Source organism: Methyloversatilis sp. (assembly GCF_965284615.1).
Classification (GTDB): domain Bacteria; phylum Pseudomonadota; class Gammaproteobacteria; order Burkholderiales; family Rhodocyclaceae; genus Methyloversatilis.
On sequence record NZ_OZ260098.1, the window covers coordinates 1332603 to 1356679 of the forward strand.

At 65.0% G+C, this 24077-nt stretch carries 27 protein-coding genes; 12 read left to right on the plus strand and 15 right to left on the minus strand.

Annotated elements, in window-relative coordinates:
* Positions 1-51: 51 nt before the first annotated feature.
* Entirely contained in the window at positions 52-261 is a 210-nt protein-coding gene (locus ACQ66H_RS06385) for a hypothetical protein (protein ID WP_430433279.1), read from the minus strand.
* A gap of 115 nt (positions 262-376) precedes the next feature.
* Between ACQ66H_RS06385 and earP the strand changes: the two genes are divergently transcribed.
* The 3 genes from earP to ACQ66H_RS06400 all read left to right on the plus strand — a co-directional run bounded on the left by earP (position 377) and on the right by ACQ66H_RS06400 (position 2991).
* On the plus strand, positions 377-1507 hold the full coding sequence (gene earP / locus ACQ66H_RS06390) for an elongation factor P maturation arginine rhamnosyltransferase EarP (RefSeq protein WP_430435604.1): 1131 nt from the start codon (positions 377-379) through the stop codon (positions 1505-1507).
* Between the two features lie 80 nt (positions 1508-1587).
* On the plus strand, positions 1588-2145 hold the full coding sequence (gene efp, locus ACQ66H_RS06395) for an elongation factor P (protein WP_019918995.1): 558 nt from the start codon (positions 1588-1590) through the stop codon (positions 2143-2145).
* 594 nt (positions 2146-2739) lie between these two features.
* Entirely contained in the window at positions 2740-2991 is a 252-nt protein-coding gene (locus tag ACQ66H_RS06400; protein ID WP_430433280.1) for a hypothetical protein, read from the plus strand.
* A gap of 1 nt (position 2992) precedes the next feature.
* Here ACQ66H_RS06400 and ACQ66H_RS06405 read toward each other — a convergent pair whose 3' ends face one another.
* The 5 genes from ACQ66H_RS06405 to fabI all read right to left on the minus strand — a co-directional run bounded on the left by ACQ66H_RS06405 (position 2993) and on the right by fabI (position 7779).
* Positions 2993-4876: an ABC transporter ATP-binding protein gene (locus ACQ66H_RS06405; RefSeq protein WP_430433281.1), complete on the minus strand. Its 1884-nt coding sequence runs from the start codon at positions 4874-4876 to the stop codon at positions 2993-2995.
* A gap of 42 nt (positions 4877-4918) precedes the next feature.
* The gene (locus tag ACQ66H_RS06410) at positions 4919-5413 is read right to left on the minus strand and encodes a TPM domain-containing protein (RefSeq protein ID WP_430433282.1); all 495 of its coding nucleotides are present in this window, start codon (positions 5411-5413) and stop codon (positions 4919-4921) included.
* A 1-nt stretch (position 5414) separates the two neighbouring features.
* A complete protein-coding gene (locus tag ACQ66H_RS06415) occupies positions 5415-6260 on the minus strand; it encodes a TPM domain-containing protein (RefSeq protein WP_430433283.1) in 846 nt (281 codons plus the stop codon).
* Between the two features lie 4 nt (positions 6261-6264).
* Complete coding sequence (locus ACQ66H_RS06420) at positions 6265-6879, minus strand: LemA family protein (protein ID WP_430433284.1); 615 nt, start codon at positions 6877-6879, stop codon at positions 6265-6267.
* A gap of 114 nt (positions 6880-6993) precedes the next feature.
* On the minus strand, positions 6994-7779 hold the full coding sequence (fabI, locus tag ACQ66H_RS06425) for an enoyl-ACP reductase FabI (protein WP_430433286.1): 786 nt from the start codon (positions 7777-7779) through the stop codon (positions 6994-6996).
* 135 nt (positions 7780-7914) lie between these two features.
* On the opposite strand from fabI, the gene ACQ66H_RS06430 reads away from it, so the two are divergent.
* On the plus strand, positions 7915-8394 hold the full coding sequence (locus ACQ66H_RS06430; RefSeq protein ID WP_430433287.1) for a ribonuclease HI family protein: 480 nt from the start codon (positions 7915-7917) through the stop codon (positions 8392-8394).
* Positions 8395-8407: 13 nt separating this feature from the next.
* On the opposite strand, the gene ACQ66H_RS06435 is transcribed toward ACQ66H_RS06430, so the two are convergent.
* On the minus strand, positions 8408-9274 hold the full coding sequence (locus ACQ66H_RS06435; protein WP_430433288.1) for a LysR family transcriptional regulator: 867 nt from the start codon (positions 9272-9274) through the stop codon (positions 8408-8410).
* Between the two features lie 111 nt (positions 9275-9385).
* Between ACQ66H_RS06435 and ACQ66H_RS06440 the strand changes: the two genes are divergently transcribed.
* Positions 9386-10390 carry a zinc-dependent alcohol dehydrogenase family protein gene (locus ACQ66H_RS06440; RefSeq protein ID WP_430433289.1) on the plus strand — a complete coding sequence of 335 codons (1005 nt, stop codon included), beginning with the start codon at positions 9386-9388 and terminating at the stop codon, positions 10388-10390.
* 18 nt (positions 10391-10408) lie between these two features.
* On the opposite strand, the gene ACQ66H_RS06445 is transcribed toward ACQ66H_RS06440, so the two are convergent.
* A complete protein-coding gene (locus ACQ66H_RS06445; RefSeq protein ID WP_430433290.1) occupies positions 10409-11356 on the minus strand; it encodes a GlxA family transcriptional regulator in 948 nt (315 codons plus the stop codon).
* Between the two features lie 105 nt (positions 11357-11461).
* Here ACQ66H_RS06445 and ACQ66H_RS06450 point away from each other — a divergent pair, with 105 nt between their 5' ends.
* On the plus strand, positions 11462-12262 hold the full coding sequence (locus ACQ66H_RS06450; RefSeq protein WP_430433291.1) for an SDR family NAD(P)-dependent oxidoreductase: 801 nt from the start codon (positions 11462-11464) through the stop codon (positions 12260-12262).
* Between the two features lie 98 nt (positions 12263-12360).
* On the plus strand, positions 12361-12591 hold the full coding sequence (locus ACQ66H_RS06455; RefSeq protein WP_430433292.1) for a hypothetical protein: 231 nt from the start codon (positions 12361-12363) through the stop codon (positions 12589-12591).
* On the opposite strand, the gene ACQ66H_RS06460 is transcribed toward ACQ66H_RS06455, so the two are convergent.
* On the minus strand, positions 12581-12973 hold the full coding sequence (locus ACQ66H_RS06460) for an MAPEG family protein (protein WP_020163986.1): 393 nt from the start codon (positions 12971-12973) through the stop codon (positions 12581-12583). The two genes, ACQ66H_RS06455 and ACQ66H_RS06460, sit on opposite strands and share 11 nt — an antisense overlap.
* Positions 12974-13280: 307 nt before the next feature.
* On the opposite strand from ACQ66H_RS06460, the gene ACQ66H_RS06465 reads away from it, so the two are divergent.
* The 3 genes from ACQ66H_RS06465 (at position 13281) to ACQ66H_RS06475 (ending at position 17646) form a co-directional block, all read left to right on the plus strand.
* Positions 13281-13901, plus strand: a complete 621-nt coding sequence (locus tag ACQ66H_RS06465; protein WP_430433293.1) for a PEP-CTERM sorting domain-containing protein — start codon at positions 13281-13283, stop codon at positions 13899-13901.
* A 412-nt stretch (positions 13902-14313) separates the two neighbouring features.
* Positions 14314-16830 (plus strand): LamG-like jellyroll fold domain-containing protein, encoded by a 2517-nt coding sequence (locus tag ACQ66H_RS06470; protein ID WP_430433294.1) that lies wholly within the window; start codon positions 14314-14316, stop codon positions 16828-16830.
* Positions 16831-16932: 102 nt separating this feature from the next.
* A complete protein-coding gene (locus ACQ66H_RS06475) occupies positions 16933-17646 on the plus strand; it encodes a PEPxxWA-CTERM sorting domain-containing protein (protein ID WP_430433295.1) in 714 nt (237 codons plus the stop codon).
* Between the two features lie 170 nt (positions 17647-17816).
* Here ACQ66H_RS06475 and ACQ66H_RS06480 read toward each other — a convergent pair whose 3' ends face one another.
* The 6 genes from ACQ66H_RS06480 to ACQ66H_RS06505 all read right to left on the minus strand — a co-directional run bounded on the left by ACQ66H_RS06480 (position 17817) and on the right by ACQ66H_RS06505 (position 21658).
* The gene (locus ACQ66H_RS06480; protein ID WP_430433296.1) at positions 17817-18122 is read right to left on the minus strand and encodes a hypothetical protein; all 306 of its coding nucleotides are present in this window, start codon (positions 18120-18122) and stop codon (positions 17817-17819) included.
* A gap of 55 nt (positions 18123-18177) precedes the next feature.
* On the minus strand, positions 18178-19329 hold the full coding sequence (locus ACQ66H_RS06485; RefSeq protein ID WP_430433297.1) for a TIR domain-containing protein: 1152 nt from the start codon (positions 19327-19329) through the stop codon (positions 18178-18180).
* 80 nt (positions 19330-19409) lie between these two features.
* Positions 19410-19637, minus strand: a complete 228-nt coding sequence (locus ACQ66H_RS06490) for a hypothetical protein (protein ID WP_430433298.1) — start codon at positions 19635-19637, stop codon at positions 19410-19412.
* A 78-nt stretch (positions 19638-19715) separates the two neighbouring features.
* Positions 19716-20051 carry a hypothetical protein gene (locus tag ACQ66H_RS06495; RefSeq protein WP_430433299.1) on the minus strand — a complete coding sequence of 112 codons (336 nt, stop codon included), beginning with the start codon at positions 20049-20051 and terminating at the stop codon, positions 19716-19718.
* A gap of 90 nt (positions 20052-20141) precedes the next feature.
* On the minus strand, positions 20142-20543 hold the full coding sequence (locus ACQ66H_RS06500; RefSeq protein ID WP_430433300.1) for a hypothetical protein: 402 nt from the start codon (positions 20541-20543) through the stop codon (positions 20142-20144).
* Positions 20544-20887: 344 nt separating this feature from the next.
* A complete protein-coding gene (locus ACQ66H_RS06505; protein ID WP_430433301.1) occupies positions 20888-21658 on the minus strand; it encodes an SDR family NAD(P)-dependent oxidoreductase in 771 nt (256 codons plus the stop codon).
* Between the two features lie 141 nt (positions 21659-21799).
* Here ACQ66H_RS06505 and ACQ66H_RS06510 point away from each other — a divergent pair, with 141 nt between their 5' ends.
* A complete protein-coding gene (locus ACQ66H_RS06510) occupies positions 21800-22699 on the plus strand; it encodes a LysR family transcriptional regulator (protein WP_430433302.1) in 900 nt (299 codons plus the stop codon).
* A 308-nt stretch (positions 22700-23007) separates the two neighbouring features.
* Positions 23008-23952: an IS110 family transposase gene (locus tag ACQ66H_RS06515; RefSeq protein ID WP_430435605.1), complete on the plus strand. Its 945-nt coding sequence runs from the start codon at positions 23008-23010 to the stop codon at positions 23950-23952.
* Positions 23953-24077: the final 125 nt, after the last annotated feature.

The following is a 24077-nucleotide window of genomic DNA, read 5'->3' on the forward strand; positions in this document are numbered from 1 at the left end:
CATGAAGCCTGTGTCTGTCTGCAAGCTGCGCAGGCCGCTCACCGGCGGGCCTCAGCTTCCGTCGTCGTCCTCGTCGCCGTTGACGTCCGGCCAGCTGTCATTGTCGGCGTCGCCATCGGCCTCGGCCACCATCGTCATCGCGTTGATCTGCGCGATCTGGTCAAGCAGGCTCGGCATGGCGGGAATGCGCTCGTCCGACTTCAGCGGACGGCGATGATGGCGAAAACCCAGTGTTTCGGACGTCGGGCGCGGCATGGACATGTCGGGACTCCTGATACTGTTTGACGGTGGTTGATCGCTGCTGCTTTGCTGATTACGACGTTTGACTCGCGGACTTGAAGGCATGTCGCACCCTTTTTGTGAAGATTCCTCGCTGATGCAGCACCCGCCACGCCCGGATTGCGACCTGTTCTGCCGTGTCGTCAACAATTTCGGCGACGTCGGCGTCTGCTGGCGCCTCGCCCGCGCGCTGGCGCGCGAGCACGGCTGGACGGTCAGACTGTGGCTGGACGCGCCTCAGGCGCTGGCGCGGATCAAGCCACAGGGCGCCGACGAGCCGGGCGTCGATGTGAGGCACTGGACCGACGATCTCCCCGACTGCGCACCTGCGCACTGTGTCATCGAGGCGTTCGCCTGCCATCTGCCGCCGGCCTTCGTTGCGGCGATGGCGGCGCTGGCCGTGCCGCCGCGCTGGATCAATCTTGAATACCTGACGGCCGAAGACTGGGCGGACGGCTGTCACGGCCTCGCGTCGCAGGATCCGGCCACCGGTCTGACCAAGCACTTCTTCTTTCCCGGCTTCAGCGCGCGCACCGGCGGCCTGCTGCGCGAGCGCGACCTGTTCGCCCGACGCGACGCCTGGCGCGCGGATGCGGCGCTGCAACAGGCAACCTGGGCGCGCGTCGGCTTGCGGCCGCAGCCCGGGGCGCTCCAGGTATCGCTGTTCAGCTATGAGAGCCCGTCGATGGCGACCCTGATCGACGCGCTGGCTGCAGGCGCTCAGTCGACCCAGTTATGGGTGCCCGAAGGCAGGGCGCTGACCGCGCTGACCGGTGTGCTGGCGCAGCCGCTGGCCGCCGGCGACGAAATCCGGCGCGGCACGCTGCGTATCTGCGCACTGCCTTTCATGGACCAGGACGACTACGACGCGCTGCTCTGGCACTGCGACCTGAACATCGTGCGCGGCGAGGATTCCTTCGTCCGCGCGCAGTGGGCGGCCCGCCCACTGCTGTGGCACATCTATCCGCAAGACGACGGGGCGCATCTGCCCAAGCTCGATGCCTTTCTCGACCGCTACTCGGCCGGCCTCGACCCGGCGCCGGCAGCACGCTTGCGCGCGCTGCATCACGGCTGGAGCGGGGAGGTGGCGATCGCGTCGGCCGACTGGCTGGCCGCGCTTGCCGACCTGCCGCTGCTGACCGCTCACGCGCAGGACTGGGCGACCCGGCTCGCGTCTACAAGCGACCTCGCAACCCAGCTTGTGTTGTTTAATCAGACACCTATATAATGCCGGGTTTGCCGCGACGGGCGTTGCAACAGGGGTTGCAAAGGTTCGCATGGCGGCCTCAACCCCCACAGGAACACTGCATGAAAACCGCTCAGGAACTGCGCGCCGGCAACGTCGTGAAAATTGGCAACGACGCCATGGTCGTGCTCAAGGCCGAATACAACAAGTCGGGCCGCAACGCCGCCGTCGTCAAGATGAAGATGAAGAACCTGCTGACCGGCTCCGGTCAGGAGACGGTCTACAAGGCCGACGACAAGTTCGACGTGGTCATCCTGGAGCGTCGCGAAGTCACCTACTCGTACTTCGCAGATCCGCTTTACACCTTCATGGACGCCGACTACAACCAGTACGAAGTCGAAGCCGAGAACATGGGCGACGCACTGAACTACATCGAAGACGGCATGGCCTGCGAAGTCGTGTTCTACGAAGGTCGTGCCATTTCGGTCGAACTGCCGAATTCGGTGGTGCGTGAAATCATCTACACCGAGCCGGGCGTCAAGGGCGACACCTCGGGCAAGGTGCTCAAGCCGGCCAAGATCAACACCGGCTACGAAGTGGCCGTGCCGCTGTTCTGCGATATCGGCGACAAGATCGAAATCGACACCCGCACCGGCGAGTACAAGAACCGTGTGAAGTAAGCAGCCCGATCCGGCCGCGCAGTCGGGCGGTCGGCGGACGAAAGAGGCCCTGCCATCGTGCAGGGCTTTTTTTCGCCCGGCGTCGCTGTTCGATATGGGCGGTTCTACGATCGCGAAAGCGGCCTGAATTGAAGCTCGCAGACCGCAGCGGCCGCGTCGCGGCCAAGGCCGCTCCCACAGGGAGTGCGCCGGATCTGCGGCCGGCGGCCGAAGCCGGGGTTCTGTGGGAGGGGTCTTCTGACCCCGACAGCGGCCTGAAGCGAAGCCTGCGGACTGCAGCGGCCGCCTCGCGGCCAAGGCCGCTCCCATAGGGAGTGCGCCGGATCTGCGACCAGCGGCCGAAGCCGGGGTTCTGAGGGAGGGGTCTTCTGACCCCGACAGCGGCGTGAAGCGAAGCCTGCGGACTGCAACTGCCGCGTCGCGGCCAAGGCCGCTCCCACAGACCCGGGACCGGTTCCCGTGATCGACGTTTTCGTTGCACTGCGACAGGAAATCTCCGCGTCAACTTCCTAGACTGAAATCTTTCCGTCAAGCAGCCGTGTCATGCTGCCTGCATTCTCGGAGTTCAGACATCCACAACGAAGGGGATGGTCCATGTCACGTATCGCCGATCTGCCGTTTCTGCCGAACGCACTCGAATCCGAATTCATCCCGCCGCTCGAACTGATCGAGCACGGGCAGTTCCACCTCATTTCGTGGGAAACCCAGCTCTCCGCTGCCGTCGCCTGGCAGGCGGCTGGCGGCAATGCGGACAATGATGGTGCGACGCTGCAGGCGGTGCCGCCGCGCATCGAGCGGCGTAGGCGGGCAGAGGTGATCGCCTTCGCGGATCGCCGCGCCGCCTGAGTCAGACCTCGACCGGCTGCGCCGGGTCGCTGTCGACCTCGGCGTCCACCTCGGCTCCGAGGAAACCGCCGCTCTGATGCGCCCACAGGCGGGCGTACAGCCCGCCGTAGGCCAGCAGGCTGCGGTGGTCGCCTTCCTCGACGATGCGACCGCGGTCCATCACGATCAGCCTGTCCATCGCCGCGATGGTTGACAGCCGGTGGGCGATCGCCACCACGGTCTTGCCTTCCATCAGCCGGTAAAGACTGGTCTGGATGGCCGCTTCGACCTCGGAATCGAGCGCGCTGGTCGCTTCGTCGAGCAGCAGGATGGGCGCATCCTTCAGCATCACGCGGGCGATGGCGATGCGCTGGCGCTGGCCGCCGGACAGCTTGACGCCGCGCTCGCCGACGTGGGCGTCGTAGCCACGACGCCCCTTGGGGTTGACCAGGCCCATGATGAAGTCGTGCGCCTCGGCGCGCCTTGCTGCCGCGATCATGTCGGCGTCGGTCGCGTCCGGCCGGCCGTACAGGATGTTGTCGCGCACCGAGCGGTGCAGCAGCGAAGTGTCCTGGGTCACCATACCGATCTGCGCGCGCAGGCTGTCCTGGGTGGCGCTCGCGACGTCCTGCCCGTCGATCAGGATGCGGCCGGACGGCAGGTCGTGAAAGCGCAGCAGCAGGTTGATCAGCGTGGTCTTTCCGGCACCCGAGCGGCCGACCACGCCTATCTTTTCGCCCGGGCGGATGTGCAGCGTGAGCCGGTCGATGACCGCGCCGTCCTGGCCGCGCGGCTTTTCGTAGTTGAAGGTGACGTCCTCGACGCGGATGTCGCCACGCGTGACGTGCAGTGGCTGCGCGTCGGGCCGGTCTACCACCGCGTGCGCGCGCGACAGCGTATTGATGCCGTCGCGTACGGTGCCCACCTGCTCGAACAGCGACGCCAGTTCCCACATTACCCAGTGCGAAATGCCGTTCAGCCGCAGCGCCATCGCCGTTGCGGCCGCGACGGCGCCGACGCCGACCTGGCCCTGCATCCACAGCCACAAGGTCATGCCGGCGGTCGATGCGATCAGCGCCATGCTCAGGATGTGGTTCACCACCTCGAAGCCGGTGACCAGCCGGAACTGCGCGTTGACCGGGCGCATGAACTCGCGCATCGCCTCGCGTGCGTAATCCGATTCGCGGTCGGTGTGCGAGAACAGCTTCACCGTCGCGATATTGGTGTAGGCGTCGGTGATGCGACCGGTCATCAGCGAGCGCGCGTCGGCCTGCGACTGCGCCACCTTACCCAGACGCGGCACGAAATACACCATCGCGCACACGTACAGCGCGAGCCAGCCGCCGAAAGGCAGCAGCAGCGTGAGGTCGAAGCCACCCACCACGGTCACCATGGTGACGAAGTAGATGATGATGAACACCAGGATGTCGGCCACGATCATCCAGGTGTCGCGCACCGCCAGTGCGGTCTGCATCACCTTGGCGGCGACGCGGCCGGCGAATTCGTCCTGGTAGAAGCTCATGCTCTGGCCGAGCATGTGGCGGTGGAAATTCCAGCGCAGCCGCATCGGGAAACTGCCGGCCAGCGCCTGGTGCTTGATCAGGGTCTGCAGCGCGATCACCAGCGGGCTGGCGATCAGGATGCCGGCGAGCAGCAGCAGCGTGTCGCCCTCCTGCGCCCACAGCCGGGCCGGCTCGGTCTTGCCCAGCCAGTTGACGATGTCGCCCAGCATGGCGAACAGCATCGCCTCGAACACGCCGATCAGCGCGGTGCACACCGTCATTGCCGCGATATAGCCGCGCATGCCCTGTGTGCATGACCACAGGAAGGCGAACAGATCGTGCGGCGGTGTCGGCGGCTGGCCGGCGGGGTAGGGATCGATCCGTGTTTCGAAAAACTTCAGCAAGACGCTCTCCGCGTTGGGGCCCCGTAACGGCGGCCCCGGACCTTACAGGACAAGTACGCGGTCCGGCAGTTCGTTCTTCTTGGCGCCCACACCCGGAAAGTGCTGCGCCAGCGTCGCGGTGATCGCCTGCACGCAGTGCAGCGCGCCGTCGTGGAACTCACCGCGGCGGAAACGCGCTTCCAGTTCGGCGCACAAGGCCGCCCAGTGCGCGTCCGGCACGCGGGCGCGGACGCCGCGGTTGACCACGATTTCGATGTCGTGATCCGCCATCAGCAGGTAGATGAGCACGCCGCTGTTGTGTTCGGTGTCCCACACGCGCAGTGCCGAGAACACCTCGATCGCGCGCTCGCGCCCGCTCTGGCCGCGCAGCACGGCGAGCGGGTGCAGGGCGTTCTCGACGACGAAGCGCAGTTCGCCGGCATGGCGCGCTTCGCTTGCCTCGATCGCCAGCTCGATCGCCTCCAGCGTGCGTGCGGGCAGTGCGCGGCGCAGCGCCCAGGGCAGGGCGAACAGATGTCTGAAGAAACGTCCGATCATGTCACCACCGTCCCGAGGCGCCGCCGCCACCGAATCCACCACCACCGCCGCCGAAGCCGCCTCCGCCGCCGTGACCGAAACCCCCGCCGCCACCGAAGCCACCGATGCCGCGACCCCCGCCGAACAGCGTGATCAACAGTGCGACGATGCCGGCGACAAGGGCGATCGGCAGCAGCCCGACCACGATCCAGGCGATGAAGCCGACCACGCCGCCGGTCGCCAGCGCGCCCGGCAGCCGGCCCAGCATGGCGCGCAGGACGCCGCCCAGGCCCAGTGCAACGATGAAAAGCATCGGCGCGTACTGTTCGATACCGCCTTCAGCGCCCTCAGCGCCCGCCGCGGCGCGCGATGGTTCGGGCAATGGTTCGCCGTCGATGACGCCGATCATGCGATCGACGCCGGCGCGGATGCCGCCGGCGAAATCGCCCTGGCGGAAGTAGGGCACGATCACGTCGGACACGATGCGCTTGGCCGCGATGTCGGTCAGCGCGCCCTCCAGCCCGTAGCCGACCTCGATGCGCAGCGCGCGGTCGTCCTTGGCCACCAGCAGCAGTGCGCCATCATCGACGCCCTTGCGCCCCAGCCTCCAGGTTTCGGCCACGCGCAGCGCGTACTGCTCGACCGTCTCCGGCGCGGTGCTCGGCACGACCAGCACTGCGATCTGGCTGCCCTTGCGCTGTTCGAAGTCCTGCAGCGTGCGCTCCAGCGCGGCGATGTCGGCACCGCTCAGCGTCGCCGTCTGGTCGCTCACACGGGCGACCGGCGGCACCGCGAGCTGCGCGAAGGCGCTGGTGGCGACGAGGAGCAGCGCGCCGAGGCCGGCGCGCAGGGCACGCATCCAGTTCATCTATTTACTGCGCCGGCTTCGGCGCGGCGCCGCCGAAATCGACCTTCGGCGCGCGCGAGATCTCGGCCTCGTTCTCGACCGTGAAGCCCGGCTTCACCTTGTGGCCGAACATCATCGCGGTCAGGTTGCTCGGGAAGGAGCGCACCGTCACGTTGTAGTCCTGCACCGCCTTGATGTAGCGGTTGCGCGCGACGGCAATGCGGTTCTCGGTGCCTTCGAGCTGCGCCTGCAGATCACGGAAATTGGCGTCCGACTTCAGGTCCGGGTAGTTCTCGGTCACCACCAGCAGGCGCGACAGCGCGCCCGACAGTTCACCCTGGGCGGCCTGGAATTTCTCGAAGGCCTGCGGATCGTTCAGCAGTTCGGGTGTCGCCTGGATGGCGCCGACGCGCGAGCGCGCTTCGGTCACGCGGGTGAGCACTTCCTTCTCCTGCTCGGCGAAACCCTTGACCGTATTGACCAGATTGGGAATCAGGTCGGCGCGGCGCTGGTACTGGTTCAGCACCTCGGCCCAGGCGGCCTTGACCTGTTCGTCACCCGACTGCAGCGTGTTGTAGCCGCAGCCGGACAGCAGCGTGACGGTGAGAAGAGCGAGCAAAGACATCCACAACTTGCGCATTTCCTGCCTCCAGTGACCGGTTTGACCCGGTCTAACATGGGGGCGGTCGCCCCCGGATGCAAGAAGGATACAGGCGGGATGTGACGCTGCGGCCGTCCGGCCGCAGCGAACGGATCAATCCACCGCGGTCAGCGCAGTCTGGCTGAAGCCGGCGTCCACATAGGTGACTTCGCCGGTCACGCCGCTGGCCAGGTCGGACAGCAGGAAGGCGGCGACGTTGCCGACTTCCTGGATGGTCACGTTGCGGCGCAGCGGCGCGTTCTTTTCGTTGTAAGCCAGCAGCTTGCCGAAGTTGCCGATGCCGGAGGCGGCCAGCGTCTTGATCGGGCCGGCCGACACCGCGTTGGCGCGGATGCCCTGCGGGCCAAGGCTGGCGGCGAGGTAGCGCACCGACGCCTCCAGGCTGGCCTTGGCCAGACCCATCACGTTGTAGTTGGGCAGTGCGCGCACGGCGCCGAGGTAGGACAGCGTCAGCACCGCGCCATTGCGGCCCTGCATCATCGGGCGTGCGGCCTTGGCCAGCGCCGGGAAGCTGTAGGCGCTCACCTCGTGTGCGATGCGGAAGGCTTCGCGCGACAGACCGTCGAGGAAGTCGCCGTCCAGCGCTTCGCCGGGCGCGAAGGCGATGGAGTGCACCAGGCCATCCAGCCCGTCCCACTTCTTCGCCAGTTCGTCGAACAGACCGGTGATCTGTGCGTCGTCGCTGACGTCACAGGGCAGCACGATGTCGGAGCCGAATTCGGCGGCCATCTTGGCCACGCGGTTGACGAAGCGGTCGCTCACATAGGTGAAGGCCAGTTCCGCGCCTTCGCGGTGACAGGCCTGGGCGATGCCGTAGGCGATCGAACGGTTGGACAGCAGTCCGGTGATCAGAATTTTCTTGCCGGCGAGAAAGCCCATGTGCGTCTCCAGAATTCCGGCATCCGGCCGGTTGGGGGAGGGCGGATTATAGGGGAAGCCGGCCCGGTCGCCACGCAGCCGCGTGGTCTTGCGCCGCGCGTGGCACCATCGAGCTTTGCACTGCCCTGTCACACCGTGTCCTCACCCCCCGATCCGCACGCCGGGCAAGCCGATGCAGACCGCTGGCAACTGTGGTTCGACGGCTGCGCGCTGCCCAATCCGGGCCGTCTGGGTCTCGGCGCGCTCGTCGTCGCGCCCGACGGCCGGCGTATCGAGCTGTCGCAGCCGGGCAGCCGCCACGGCTGCAGCAACGAAGCCGAACTGGAGGCGCTGCGCCTGGCACTCGACCTCGCCTACGCCGAAGGCGCCCGTCAAGTGCTGGTCACCGGCGACAGCGATTTCGTCGTCCGTCACCTGAAGGGCGAGCAGCAGACCTCAGTTGACGCGCTGCGCATCCGGCTGCAGGACATCGACGCCGTGCTGGCGCGCTTCGACGCGGTCGAATTCAGATGGGTGCCGCGCCATCGCAATCGCGACGCCGACCGCCTGTCGCGTGCCGCACTGGGCCTGCCGGACAAGCCGGCGCCGGTGCCCGGCCGCGGGCGACGGCGCTGAACGGCGCCGTCGCTCAGAACGCGCTGTCCCCGTTGTCTGCCCGCGCGAACACGTGGTCGATGAAGGCGCGCAGTCGCGCGAGGTGGCGCAGGTCGCGGTGATAGCCGACGAAGACCTCGCGACCCGGTGGCGTTTCGCCCAGGTCGATGCGGCGCAGCTGCGGCGCGTGGTCGCCGAGCAGACAGGGCAGCACCGCCACACCGGCGCCGGCGCTGCATTGTGTGGCCTGCGCTTCGCGGCTGTTGCTGGCGAAACCGATGCGGGCGTGGGGCAGCAAGCGGCGCAGCCACTGCGCGTCGGGAATGTCGGCGAAGGCGCTGTCCATCGTGATCAGCGTGGCGCCCGTTCCGTCGCCGGCTACCGGTACCGGCACCTGTGGCGCGGCATAGACCGCGTAATCGAGGCGCATCAGCCGGCGCTGGACGATGTCGGGCTCGTCGAATGGCGTGATCCGGAACACCAGGTCGGCCTCACGCCGGGCCAGACTGAACAGCCGGCTGTCAGTGACCAGTTCGACCGAAACGTCCGGGTGCATCTGGCGGAAGCTGGCGATGAGCGGGCTCAGCACATGCGCGCCGAACCAGTCCGACGACGAAATCCGCAGCAGACCTTCCAACCCGCCGGCGTGACCGGCCAGCGCACGCTCCAGCGCGAGCATGTCCTCTTCCACCCGGACCGCGTGACTCAGCACCGTTAACCCGGCATCGGTGAGCACCAGACCGTCGCTCGTGCGCTGGAACAGCGTGTGGCCGATGGCCGCTTCTAACGCCCGCAGGCGCCGGCCCATCGTGGGCTGCGTCTGACCGGTCAGGCGCGCGGCGCCGCCGAGCGTTCCGGCCCGGACGATGGCGAGGAATATCTTCAGGTCGCTCCACTCCATGTCTGTTTTGACCTATGCAATTTTGAATGGAAGGTGTTCATTCTATTGAATGTACATGCAGCGATGCATGGAAAAGAATGGGCCACTTTCAACGACTGCGGAGCGAGCGCCATGAACGCCCACACCCCGACCATGCGGGTTCTCACCGTCGAGGCCACTGATGGCCCCTTCGTTCATCGTCAGCAGCCACGGCCGCAGCCGGCGCCCGGCCAGGTGCTGGTGAAGATCGCCGCCAGCGGCGTCAATCCGCTCGACACGAAGATACGCGCAGGCAAGGCGGCCCACGCACGACATCCGCTGCCGGCCGTTCTGGGCATGGACATGGCGGGCACCGTGCTGGCCGTGGGTGAGGGCGTGACGCGCTTTCGCCCGGGCGATGCCGTGTTCGGCATGACCGGCGGCGTCGGCGGCGTGCCCGGCACATTGGCCGAATATCAGGCGGTTGACGCCGATCTGCTGGCGCTCAAGCCGGCGGCGCTGTCGATGGCGGACGCGGCCGCGCTGCCGCTGGTCTTCATCACCGCGTGGGAGGGACTGGTCAACCGCGCGCAGGTAAAGCGAGGTGACCGCGTGCTGATTCATGGCGGTGCGGGCGGCGTCGGCCACGTGGCGGTGCAGATCGCCCTTGCCCGCGGCGCACGGGTTTACGCGACTGTGTCGGCACGCGACGTGGAAGCCACGCGGCGCCTGGGTGCCGTGCCCATCGACTACCGCCGCAGTGTGGTCGCCGACTATGTGGGCGAACACACGGCAGGCGAAGGGTTCGACATCGTGTATGACACGGTGGGCGGCGCGACGCTGGACGACTCGTTCGCGGCAGTGCGCACCTATGGCGGACACGTGGTGAGCTGCCTGGGCTGGGGCACGCACGCGCTGGCGCCACTGTCCTTCCGCGCGGCCACCTATTCGGGCGTGTTCACGCTGCTGCCGCTGCTGACCGGAAAGGGCCGCGCCCACCACGGCGCCATCCTCGCCGAGGCGGCGCGCATGGCCGCGGCCGGCGAACTGCGCGTGCGGCGAGACGATCGCCGCCACATGTTCGATGAAGCCGAGGCGGCCCATGCGCGGCTGCGCTCCGGCGAGGCGCGCGGCAAGGTCGTCGTCGAACTCGAATAAAGAGGCGCGGCTGCGCGCTCAGGCCGCCGCGCGCGTGCCTCGGCGTACCGCAGCCGGCGGCACGCCGAAACCGCGCATGAAGGCCTCGCGCATGTGACGACGGTCACGGAAACCCGTTTCGCGCGCGATCACGTCCAGCGGATGACGGCTCTGTTCGATCATCAGGCGCGCTGCCTCCAGCCGCAGACCCTCGACGGCCTTCGCTGGCGACTGGCCGGTTTCCGCCGTGAATACGCGGCTGAACTGGCGCGGGCTCAGATGCACCGCCTCGGCCAGTTCCTCGACCGAAAGAGGGCGGTTCAGGTTACGGCGCGCGTAGTCGAGCGCGCTCTGGATGCGGTCGGACTTGGGCGCCAGATCGAGCATTTCCGAGTGCTGGGTCTGGCCGCCCGAACGGCGCTGGTGCATCACCAGCTTGTGCGCCACCGAGCGTGCCACTTCTTCGCCCAGGTCCTTCTCGACCATGGCCAGCGCCAGATCGAGGCCGGCGGTCATGCCGGCCGAGGTCCATACCGGACCGTCGATGACGAAGATGCGGTCGTCCTCCATCCGGATGTCGGGAAAGCGCTTCTGCATCTCGCGCGCGAAGGCCCAGTGCGTGGTGGCGCGCCGGCCGTCGAGCAGGTCGGCCTCGGCCAGCACGAAGGCGCCGGTGCACACGCCGGCGACGCGCCGTGCGTGACGGCCTGCGCCGCGCACGAAGTCGCGCAGCGCTGCCGGCACAGGCTGGTCGAGCGGGTTGATGACGCCTGACAGCATCCAGGTGTCGGTGCGGCTGTCTGCATCGAGTGCGCGGGTCGCCACCTGCAGCCCGCCGGACGAACGCACGTTGCCGCCGGTGACCGAGTAGTTCTCCAGCGCGTAGAACGGCTCGCCGGTCACGATGTTGGCGAACTCGAACACGGTCTGGGTGGCCAGCGACATGAGCTGGAAGCCTTCGGTCAGTACGAATCCGATGTGGTGCATGGCCGTTTTCAGGTGGTGTCTTAAAATATAACCATAAACGTCATTTGAGACATTCACAAGCGGCCCTAGCATGACCTCACCTTCACACCGCACAGGAGAACCGTCATGTCCCGCATCCATCAAGGTACTGCCCTCGTCACCGGCGCTTCGTCCGGCATCGGCGCCCTCTACGCCGACCGCCTCGCGCGTCGTGGCTACGATCTCATTCTGGTCGCCCGCAATCGCGAGCGGCTCAACACGCTGGCCGGACGCATTACCCGCGATACGCAGCGCGTGGTCGAAGTGATCGTTGCCGATCTGAACGACCGCACCGGCCTGCGCGAGGTCGAACAGACGCTGCGCCAGGACGCAAGCATCACGCTGCTGGTGAACAATGCTGGCGTCGGCACCCACACGCCGCTGCTGGAAAGCAATGTCAACGACATGGAGCGCCTGATCGATCTCAACGTGACCGCGCTCACCCGCCTCACCTACGCCGCCGTGCCCGGCTTCGTCGCCCGCGCCCGCGGCGCCATCATCAATATTTCGTCCGTCGTCGGCATCGCGCCGGAGACGCTGAACGGTGTGTATGGCGCGAGCAAGGCCTATGTGACTGCACTGACCCAGTCCTTGCACCACGAGCTGGCCGACACGGGCGTCCGCGTGCAGGCCGTGCTTCCGGGTGCGACCGCGACCGATTTCTGGGCCACCGGCGGCCTGCCGGTCGAGCACCTGCCAAGCGAAATCGTCATGCGTGCGGACGATCTGGTCGATGCCGCGCTGGTGGGCTTCGACCGCGGCGAGCTGATCACCATTCCGCCGCTGCACGCACTCGATCTGTGGGAGCGCTACGAATCGGCGCGGCAGGCGATGAGGCCGCAGCTGTCAACCAATGTGCCGGCCGCGCGTTACGTCGTGACGGCCTGAGGTCGGTGCCCGGTCCGCGGTGCTGCAGGTGCGCCGCGGGTGACTGGCCCTTTCACTTCGCGTGGTCTGCGCTACGTGCGCCGAGCCTCGCCCACTTCGTGCAGAGGGTGGGTGCGCTGTCGGTGGTCAACGGGCTCGCGGCCATTGCCGGCGAGTGGTCGCTGGCGGCGTCACCGGGTGTCTACCTGATATCGGGCTTCGGCCTCACCTTCGCCTTTGCCGCGCCGCTGCTGCGCAGCCTGGAAGTGTTCAGCGCGGCAGCGCTGGGTGGCCTTCAGTACTCGGCCAAAAGGCGCCGGCGCCGGGTGGGAGAGGCGCCTATCCGATGAAGAACAGCGCGATGCAGCAGCCCAGTCCGAGCACCCACAGCAGCGAACGCAGGTTCGCGCGATCGGCCAGATAGGCGCCGATGTAGGCGACGCGGGCGGCGATGAAGGCCATCGCCAGGCCGTCTATCGTGCCCTGCGCGGCCTGCATGCGCTCGGCGACCAGCACGCCGGCGATGAAGATGGGCAGCGCCTCGAAGCTGTTCATCTGCGCCGCGTGCGCCCGCGCCGGCAAACCCTGAAGGTTGGCCAGCCACTGCCGCGGGTTGTGGTTGTCGAATCCGCCCTCGCGGCGCGGTTTGCCGAAGCCCTTCTGCTTGGCGATCCAGGCGCAGACGATGGGCAGCAGGCAGGCGATCAGGATGCAAAGTTCGGCGATAGTCATGGTGAGTTCGTGGTCCGGCGCAGGGGCGCAGTTCAGGGGGAGCAGCACGCGGCCCGCATTGTCGCGCAGTCACGTCGAGGCCGCGACACCAGGCTGTTCCTGGCCGCCGCGCCGCCGCTGTAGGCGAATTCCGACAGCGCGTCCGGCGCGGGAACCGGAGCGCGAGCGCCCGGCTCTACGGAACGCTTCGTGCGCTCACGAAGTCGTGTCCGGTCTTCGACGCTGACGGCCGGACGCGCAGGGAGGATAGACAACAACACCGGCATCGCCGGATTCCAATCCATCTATCCACAGGAGCGTCAGTCCCATGATGAAGAAGCTTGCAGTCTCCGCCGCGCTCGCGGCACTCGCCGCAGCACCGCTGTCCGCATCCGCCAACACCCCGGTTTCGCCGATCGGCCCCACCGTCACCGTGCTCACCGCCACGCCCACGCTGGTCGGCGCTGGCGTCGGCGTCGCCGCACTGGGCACCGGCTCGCTCAGTTTCGACGCCTCGGGCAATGCGGTCGGTCTGTTCCCGATCACCGGCGGTTTCCTCGACCCGGACCTGTCCAATGCGCAGATCGAGCACGTCGGCAGCGGCCTGCGTCTGTCGCGTAGCGGCGTTGACGTCGATCTCGAAAACTTCCTGATCGACACCACGCTGGCGCAGGACACCATCTTCGGTCAGGTGACCGTGGGCAGCACGGTGCTGAACGACGTTCCGCTGTTCACGCTGAGCGGCCTCAACCTCTTCCTGTCCGACACCGCCGGTGCGGCGTTGAACAGCTTCCTCGGCATTCCCAACCTCGCCGGCGCCCAGCTCGGCTTCGCGCTGACCAGCCCGGTCGCAGCCGTGCCCGAGCCCGAGACCTACGCGATGATGATCGCCGGCCTCGGCGCCATCGCGGTGATGGCGCGTCGTCGCCGGCAGGCCCTGAAGATCTGACGCACGCTTGCTCAGCGCAGGTGGGGCCGTGCAACGCGGCCCCACCTTCGGGGCGCCTCCTTGCTGCGTCCGCTGGCGTTTCCGCCGCCTGCATGCGCGGCCCCGCCCATGAACCGCAATCCGGATGCCGGCACGGCGAATCAAAGGACTGTGCCGATCTCCCGATGCACACAGTTGTCGCCGTGCTGCGCGCCGCGTTCGTCCCGAACGACGTGAAGCGCCGCAACGCAGTTCCGCCGTCCCGCGCGGATTTCACCTATACCCCGCCCAGCCCGTCGGCATACCGATAAGCCGATCGGCCTAGCCATCGCGCGCAATGGAGTCATTGCATAGTCATCCGTGCTTTTGAGAATCGTTTAGCGGCATAGCCGACGCCAACCGCATTCCCCAAAAACAGATTCCTGGAGCACTCATGTTAACGTTGAAACTCACCGTGTCGGCGCTGGTCTCGGCCGGCCTGCTGACGCTGGGCGGGCCCGCCCATGCGCTGTCCAGCTTCGGCCTCGCCGTCCTCCCCGATACCCAGTTCTACTCGCGCTACGCGACACCTGCCGAAGGCAGCCAGTTCTCGAACCGCTACGGCAGCGAGCCGTATATGGCGCAGACGCAGTGGCTGGCCCAGCATGCGCGCGCGCTGGGCATTCCGTTCATCGTGCACCTCGGCGACGTGGTCGACCAGCAGGACAAGCCGGCGCAGTGGGGCGTGGCCGACACCGCGATGAAGGTGCTGGAGCAGGCCGGCCTGCCGTATTCCATCCTCGCCGGCAACCACGACGTGACCAATGGCTGCGGCTACAACGGCAGCCAGAGCGACTGCACCGACGCGCAGCGCAACCTGGCGAACGAGCCCTATCTGCGCTGGTTCCCGACTACCCGCGCGCAGCAGAACGCCACCTTCGGCGGTCGCGATGCGAGCGGCTTCCACGAGTACCACGTGTTCGAAGCGCAGGGTCAGCGCTTCATGGTGCTGGCGCTGTCGTGGCGCGTGTCGGACGCCGGTTTCGCCTGGGCGCGCGAGGTGATGCGCGCCAACCCGACGCTGCCGGTCATCGTCACCACGCACGATGCGCTGGCGATCGAGAGCGACGGCAAGACCGCGAAGCAGACGCCCTACAGCGAACTGCTGTGGGAACGCCTGATCCGCGACAACGACCAGATCTTCATGGTGATCAACGGCCACAACCACGGTGCCGCACGCACCACGCGGGTGAATGACTTCGGCAACAAGGTCGAGCAGTTCGTCGTCGATTACCAGATGGCCTATCAGGGCGGCAACGGCTACATGCGCGTGTACGAGTTCGACCTCGGCGCCAACCAGATCAAGGCGCTGTCCTTCTCGCCCTGGGTGCCGCAGAAGCCGCAGAACACGCTGAACCAGTTCGACGTCGCGGTGCTGACCGACGAGAACAACGAGTTCGCCATTCCGATGAATTTCGCCGAGCGCTTCCGCCGCTTCAACCCGCAGTTCGCCGCCGGCCAGGACAATCGCGAGCAGCCGCTGGTCGACACCGTGCGCGAACTCATCCTGGCCGAGTACGACGACATCGAGCCGACCATTCCGGTCGAGCCCTTCGATGCCGACGACTTTGCGCGCGCCCCCAACACGCTGGCGCACTGGCGCTTCACCGGTACGCCGGGCACGCCGGTCGCCGACGGTGGCCGGGTCGAGGACCTGACCGGCCGCAATCCGCTGGTGCGCGTGCCGCTGGAACGCGGCGCGCTGCTGGAGGACGCGAAGTGGTCGGACGACCACCACGCACTGTCGGCGGCGAAGGGCAGCGTGTGTTTCGACGCCAACACCAACCAGGGCGTGCGCCAGAGCTTCTTCCAGACGCTGCAGGGTGCGCCGCTGAACGACGACATGCTGCGCAAGGGCTACACCGTCGAAGCCATCGTCAAGTTCTCGAAGGACTGGACCGCCGCCAGCAACCAGTGGATGACGGTGATGTCCCGCTTCGGCACGCGTGGCGACCTGCAGGGCTTCCTCGGCGGCTGGAAGGGCTCGTCCACGCTGCAGTTCGCGGTGTCCAACCTGCGTGAATTCCAGTGGGAGCCGACCATCTTCACCGGCGGCGCCGCCTGGGTGAGCTGCGCCAACGAGAACCAGACCTGCTCCTTCCCCGGTACCGCCCAGGTGCGCTACGGCGCCAACGGCCGCTTCAACACCCGCACCGCGACCGGCAGCATCCAGTGCAGCAACGCGGTGTTCGGCGACCCGATCTCCGGCACCGCCAAGTCGTGCGCCTACCTGACCGAGAACACCTACAACTCGAAAACCAACTGGTCCGGCGAAATCATGCTGGACACCTGGCAACACGTCGCCATCGTGAATGACCCGGTCAGCCGCGACACGACGATGTACGTCGCCGGTGCGCCGGTGCTGCGCAACGTGCAGGCGGCCGACGGCGTCGCCGGTTTCGCCGGCACGCCCTGGCTGATCGGCGGTCACGCCACGGCCGGCGGCAGCGCCAACGGCTTCCTCGGCTGCATCAACGAAGTGCGCATCACCGAAGGCGCGCTGACGCCGGAGCAGTGGCTTACCTCGCGCAAGACGCGCGTCAGCGGCAGCGGCGGCCGTCAGGCCATCACCGGCACCGACGGCGACGACCTCATCGTCGGCAACGCGGCGGCCGACACGATCACCGGCAAGGGCGGCGCGGACACCTTCGTCTATCGCTCGCTGCGCGACGGCGTGGACACCATCACCGACTTCGTGCCGGGCGAGGACAAGCTGAATCTGCGCGGCGTGCTGACGTCGGTCGGCTATCGCGGTGCCGACGCGCTGGCCGACGGCCGGGTGCGCGTGATCGACAGCGCCGCCGGCGCGGTCGTGCAGATCGACGCCGGTGCGGGCGCCTTCCGCAACCTGGTCGTGCTGCGCGGCTTGAGCGCTGCCCAAGCCGCCGCGGCCGCCAACTTCGCCTACTGAGTGATCCGCGCACCTGGCGCATTGCACTGAGCTGAAAGAGGGCGGGCCACCCGGTTGCCACCGCGGGCCCGCCCGACAAACCGACTGACCAAGGACTGAATCATGAAACTGAAAGCACTGATCCCCGCGCTCGCACTGTCATTTGCAGCGCCGTTTGCCTCCGCCGCCACCTTCAGCGACACCTTCGACAACGGCCTGTCCGGCTGGACGGCGCTGGGCGACGTCGCCATCGTCGATGGCACGGTCGCACTGACCACCGCCAGCGCGACTTTCGAAGACGACATCGGTGCCGCGCTGAACCTGTCGGGCCACGATCCGCTGGCAGCCGGCATGCCCGACGGCCTGGAACAGGGCCTGAGCCTGCCGCTGGGCGCACTCGACGGCGACGCACTGTCGCAGGCCACCGAAGGTTCGACCCTGCTGCGTACCTTCAACGTGTCGGCCGGCGACCGCCTGAGCTTCGACTGGATGCTGTTGACGATGGACACCGCCGACAGCGGCTTCGGTCTGGACTACGCCTTCGTCGTGATCGACGGCCAGCGCATCGATCTGGGCACCGCCGCCTCGGCCGCCCCGTCTGGCAACACGCCGTACGCCGCCCACACCGGCTGGTCAACCTTCGAATACGTGTTCACCGGTAGCGGTTCGGTCACGCTGGGCGTCGGCGTGGTCAACGTGCTCGACTACACGGCCAGCAGCCAGCTGCAGCTCGACAACTTCGCGATCGCCGCCGTGCCCGAACCCGAAACCTACGCCATGCTGATCGCCGGCCTCGGCCTGATCGGCGCTGCTGCCCGTCGTCGTGCACGCGACTGATTTCGCGGCGGTGACGCAGTGAAGAAGGGCTGGCGGGGCCTGTGCCCCGCCAGCCCTTTTATTACTGGAGCCCGAAACGCGCGTCGGACGAGGAAGGGCTCGCCCGGTCGCGGCGTGCCGCCCGGATGTCGCTCATGAACTTGCGGCCGCTCGCGGTGCGTAGCAGTCCCTCACTCGAATCGGCATTGCCGGAGTTGATCGTCATATGCACCGCCGGCATCCAGGCACCGGTCCATGTCGGCCGCTGCAGAAAACTCTCCCCAAGCTGCCCACGCGGCCGTCGCGAGCGTTATCCAGAACAGGATGCTGACAACCGCGACGCGCATGCCGTTCGGGTTGACGTCCCTGCTGAACAGCCGGCAGATGAGATAGCCCGGCCCTTTGATGACTACTTCGGCGACGACATCAATCAGAACCTGTCCGACGAAGCGGAACACGCTGCCGAGGACTTGGCTGGCGATTTCTCCGAGGGGCATGGGGACTAATCGCGAGGGGATGAGATAACGGGGCTGTCGGCGATGCCATTAAGACCTAGATGTATGCGGATACCAGTGTGTGCGGGCCATTAGGCTTCAGAACATCCAGCAGGTCATAGAAGGACACTTCGGCACTCCACCTGCCGAGCGCATACGCAGCTACTTGGTAAGGTGCGAAGAGAAATGTGAAGTGATCTGGGCTGACGGTGAATGCGGCGAAATTTTCTAAATTCTCCCCAGCTCCGTCATGGAATGACTTCATTGCCAATTCGTCTGGTTTCTCTCCAAGCCGACTCCAGTAGTCGCGGCAAAGTTCGGCAATACAAAGCTCGCTAATGCGCTTGATCGCAGCGTTGAGGTCGGTAAAGAAATCCCCAAGCGTCAGAACGTACATTCGATCAAGCAAGGCGAAGTTATAAGTTTCAAAGTACGAGTTTGGATGAGCAGCCCCTGCGCCGTACCAGCCAACGTCATAGGTCAGACTCAACAAACGATCTGAAATATGCACTATGCCAAAGTCATCCCATCGACCGTTCATTGCGGTAGAGGAATGCACGTCTGGAAACAAGTCTGGTGATTGATCCCACGGCTCTTGACGTGATTCGATGAGCGCTCTGCTTGCGCGACCGCCGAAGAGCAGCGTCAATTCCCTTGCCAATTCAGGGCGTGATATGGACTCGAACCTCGGGTACTCAATCTTAATGTCGTGTCCGGGCGCACCCTCCCACCGATCCTCGAACCTTTCCGTGAATACACGAAACGGTCCAATGTTAAGGCCGTGGGCCAATTCAATGGACTGCTGTTCAGCAGCAAGCTTAAGGGAAGCTCGAACTTGGTCCCACGCCCCCGCCGTGCTTAGATCGACGTACTGAAGTCGTCCGGCGATGTGGCTTGGGACGTCACAGGGTTCAAGCAGAAGCGGAATGACGTATATGTCTGTGGGTTGCTTGTATCTGAGCCGTTCAATCGCATCGTTTGCTTCTCGTTGAACGAATCCGCGCTTGCTAATACTACGCTTACTTAACAGAAGAACGACGACATTGGCATTGCTGAACGCTTTCTCAATCTCTGCATCCCAATTTTGGCCCGGCAGTAGCTTCATTACATCCATCCAAGGGGACGCACCTTCCTGCACAAGAAGGTTGTAGTACTGCAGCGCTTGATCGCGATCTTCCTTTGCGTAACTGATAAATACATTGAGCGACAAGAGCGATCTCCCGTGGAAGTGCAGATGGCCGGTTCATTGATGTTTTAATAATAGTTATTCCCCGCAGGACGACATTTACCTTAAGCGCGCTCTTCAATCGCGGGGGAGATGCTGTGTTGATCTAAGCTTGCGGTTTGGGTGGCGATGTTGAAGGTTTTTTGCGCAGGTGATGTAAATTCAGTGGTATCTATTGCTACGTCGCCTTTGTATTCACCTTTCTGGACGAGATTCCTATTGCTGGTGCGGTTCGGATCGACGCCCCTGCGGAACCTTCTGAAAATGAGATACCCCAGCCCGTTGATGATCACTTTGGCAGTTTCATCGATGCGCCATCTAAGAATTTGATCTGGAAAGTTCTGTTTTAATTTTTAGCGCTGTGCTGGCACTCACGGAAGCTCTGCGCGACGAGTAAGCTTAATGCCTATGCGCATGGTTGGATTTTCAATCATGTGGCCCTGAAGAATAAACTCCTTCTCATCCGGCTTTCCTTCAAGATGAAGATTGAACTCATTGATATCGCCGAATACTGAGAGAAGTGTTTTTCGGTCGTTTGTGCATTTAACATTGGCAATGACTGTGCCGTTATTTACTGTATAAGAGCCGACAAAAACAAATGAGGAGTCTCCGCCGAGCACTCTCCCTGTTTCCAGAACGACAACGCCATAACCTCCGTCGTTCATATTTGAGGCAAACTCGATTCCGTAAAGTGCTTCAATGCTCATTTCATTTTCCTGTTGATCGTAGTGGTGTGTCAAAGTTTTGACTGCGCGGATTTTTGCGAACTTCAGCTCGAATGACGGGCTGAGTAATCATCAGATGCAAAAAACTTCCCTTACCCAGGGATCGGTGTTTTGAAACGGGCCATGAACGGAGGCGGTGCAGCCCCTGATTGCTACCTTGCGGCTAAATGTCTCGTCGGTTATCCATGTTACGTAGGCGCGCCACTCATCGGTATCTATCGCTTTTACGACCCCAAGAGCGCGAATTTCAATTTCAGTTGCGCCTTGGCCAAGCATTTTCTTTACTGCTATTCGGTCTCCCTCTCGGATCTTGAGAAAGCGCTCTCTCTGAGACTTAACTGAATTCCCAGCGTCGGAATTTGAATCATGTGCCACTTTCGGGTCCCAGCAGTACCAGTAGCCGCGCCTTAGAAAAATTCCCAGTACATCTGCTGTTCCGCCCCACATTGCGCCAACTACCCAGTAGCTATTCATGTGTTTCCGTGAGTGAGAAAGGATTTGGTTAAATACTCCAACGTTTTCCGGTGCTTTTTTGTCGTGAATTTTTATGCTGTGAACATGGGTGGTTCAGGGAAAAGTTCTGATGTGATTCGCCACTAATGGTTGTGCGGGCAGTACTTTAAAGATTCGTTTTGTTCAGTCCTGGCGCTTTAAACAAATCCGAAAAACTGCACACCGGTGATGCCGTCGTGTTTTTATTATCGTACCGTAACATGCGTCCGCCATCCACGGCGTTGCGGTTTCCGCTTGTGCCTATGACAGGCCGGGACGCGTCGCGCATTGCGGGACGGTCCCGTCCGGTCCTCGGCTCGGCCGGATCAGAGGTAAATGCCGCCCGCCACCTCGATCCGCTGCCCGTTGATCCATCGTCCGCCGTCTGACAGCAGCGCGGCCACCGCGGCGCCGATGTCGTCCGGCAGGCCGACGCGGCCGAGGGCGGTCTGGTCGGCGATGGCGCCGTTCACTTGCGGGGTGTCGCGCACCATGCCGCCGGCGAAATCGGTTTCGATGGCGCCCGGCGCCAGCGTGTTGACCGTGATGCGGCGCTCGCCCAGTTCGCGCGCCATGAAGCGCGTCAGCACTTCGACGCCGCCCTTCATCGCGGCGTAGGCGGCGAAGCCCGGCATGCTGAAGCGGGCGAGGCCGGACGACACGTTGAGGATGCGGCCGCCGTCGGCGATCAGTGGCAGCAGCGCCTGGGTGAGGAAGAAGGGCGCTTTCAGGTGGATGCGGAACAGTTCGTCGAACTGCGCTTCAGTGGTGTTGGCGAAGGGGGCGTAGATGCCGATGCCGGCGTTGTTCACCAGATAGTCGAAGCGGTCGCGCTGCCATTGCTGGCCGAGTGCCGACTTCAGCGCGTCGGCAAAGCCGGCGAAGCCTGTGCTGTCGGCCACGTCGAGCTGCAGCACGACGGCGCGTGCGCCTTCGGCGATCACTTCGGCGGCAGCGGCTTCCGCCTCGTCGCGATGGCTGCGGTAGGTGATGACGACATCCACGCCCTGGCGGGCGAGGTGCAGCGCCATGTTGCGGCCGAGGCCACGGCTGCTGCCGGTGATGAGGGCGATCTTGCGGTCTGCGTTCGTGCTCATGGATATCTCCTGGTAGTGAGGTCTGAAGGTGTGCGACGGGTAGGTCGCCAGCACGGAATGCAGTCTATTGATCGGGTTGGTAGAGATAAACGCAGCCTTTTTTGTTACTCTGTTCGGAATATTTGGACAATAAGGCCGCTCATGGACCAGATCGAAGCGATGCGCATCTATAGCCGGGTCGCTGAGCTGGGCAGCTTCACCGCTACCGCGGAGAATCTGGGACTGCTCAAATCGACGGTGTCGAATGCGGTGCAGCAGCTGGAAAGCACGCTCGGTACGCGACTGTTTCACCGCACCACGCGCAAGGTGCAGCTGACGCAGGACGGTCAGGCCTATTACGAGCGTTGCCGCGATCTGATCGCCGACTTCGACGAACTGAACACGCTGTTCGCCGCGGGCGGACAGGCCGACCTGCGCGGCCGGCTGCGCGTCGATTTGCCGCTCGCCTTCGCGCGCGATCTGGTCATTCCGCGCCTGCCGGAATTCCTGATGCGCCACCCGCAGCTTGAGATTGAGGTGAGCAGCACCGACCGGCGGGTCGATCTGGTGCGCGAGGGCTTCGACTGCGTGCTGCGTGTCGGTGCGGTCGGCGACCACAGCCTGATCGCGGTGCCGCTCGGGCGCTTCGAACAGTTCAACTGTGCCAGCCGTGCCTACCTTGAACAGCACGGCACGCCGCGCACGCTGGCCGACCTGGCGATGCACCGGCTGGTCCATTACGCGCAGACGCTGGGCGCGCGTCCTTCGGGCTTCGAATACGTATCGCCGGAAACCGGCGAACTGCTCAGCGTGCCGATGCAGGGTGTCATCACGGTCAACAACTCGGACGCCTACCGCGAAGCCTGCCGCGCCGGTCTCGGCATCATCCAGGCGCCACGTGTCGGCCGCTATCTCGACGACGACACGCTGGTCGAAATCCTGCCCGACTATCGCGCCCCGTCCTTGCCGATCAGCCTGGTCTATGCCAACCGTCGCCATCTGCCGCTGCGGGTGAAGGCCTTCATCGAGTGGATGAAGACCGTGATGTCCGGGAGGATCTGAAGCAAGCCGCACGGATGCCTGCGATGACCGGTGACGGCTGCAATCGCGAGCAAGCTCGCTTGTATGTTCTACCCCGGCAAGCGTAGGAATAGCTTGTCGGGCGGAGGGACCGAGCTCGGATCTGACGGCAAGCACGTACAGACAGTGGGAGAGATGTCCCGCCCTCACCCCAAGCACCGATCAGGAATCCATCGGACCGTGTGACCGCGGTACCGTCCATACCCTGCAAGCCAGTGCTGTGGTGAATCCCGACAAGCCTTTTGAACCTTAGTCGGGAGGGCCCCATCGTGACAAGTCAGAACGAGGCAGTGTGCTTTGGCATCGACGTCTCCAAGCATTGGCTGGACATCGCCGAGCACCCCAGCGCGCAGGTGACGCGCATCGACAACACCGCAGCGGCCATCCGCGGCTGGTTGCGCACGCTGCCGAAAGGCTGCCAGCGCATCGCCTGCGAATCGACCGGCACCTATCACCGCACGCTCGTCGAGCTGCTCATCGGCGCCGGACATCAGGTGTTTCTGATCGACGGCTTCAAGCTGTCCAGGTACCGCGACACCGTGGGCCTGCGCGCCAAGACCGATCGGCACGACGCACGCCTGATCGCCCGCTACCTCGCGCACGAGGGCACGGATCTGCGCCCCTTCTCCCTGCCGGCGCCTTCGGTGACCGAGCTGCGCAGCCTGCTGCGTCGGCGCGCAACCGTGGTACGCAGCCTGGGTCGCATCCGTCAGAGCATGGAAGATCTGCCCGGCTTTGGTCGCGACGTGCGTGTGGCCCTGGCGCGGCTCACCGCCTTGATCAAACGGTTCGAACAGCGTATCGCCTCGCTGATCAACGAAAGCGGATGGACAGAGCCGTACCGGCGCATCCTGAAGATCGAAGGCGTCGGCGCGCTCACCGCCGCCGGCCTGTGCGCGGCGTTCCATCGCGCCCCCTTCAGCGGCGCCGACGCCTTCATCGCCTTCCTCGGCCTGGACGTCAGCGTGCGCGATTCGGGCAAGAAGACCGGACGCCGTGCGCTGAGCAAGAAGGGCGACTCGGAGATGCGCCGCCTGCTCTACAACGCCGCCATGGCGGCCAGCCGATCCACGACCTGGCAGCCGTTCTACCAGCGCATGCTCCAGCGCGGATTCAGTCGCACCCAGGCGCTGGTTGCGCTGGCTAGAAAGCTCGCGCGCGTTGCCTTCTCACTGATGAAGAACGCCGCCGACTATGTCCCGAAACAACACGAAAACGCTTGCGGCGGAACATAGAATCTCCCACGGTCTTCGCTCCAGGTCTGAGCGGGGCCCTATGGAGGGCAGCGGTTGCTGCCAGCTCGGTCTGTGGACTTAACGCCGCGCGCTGCCCACCGCCGCTGTCGGGGTCAGAAGACCCC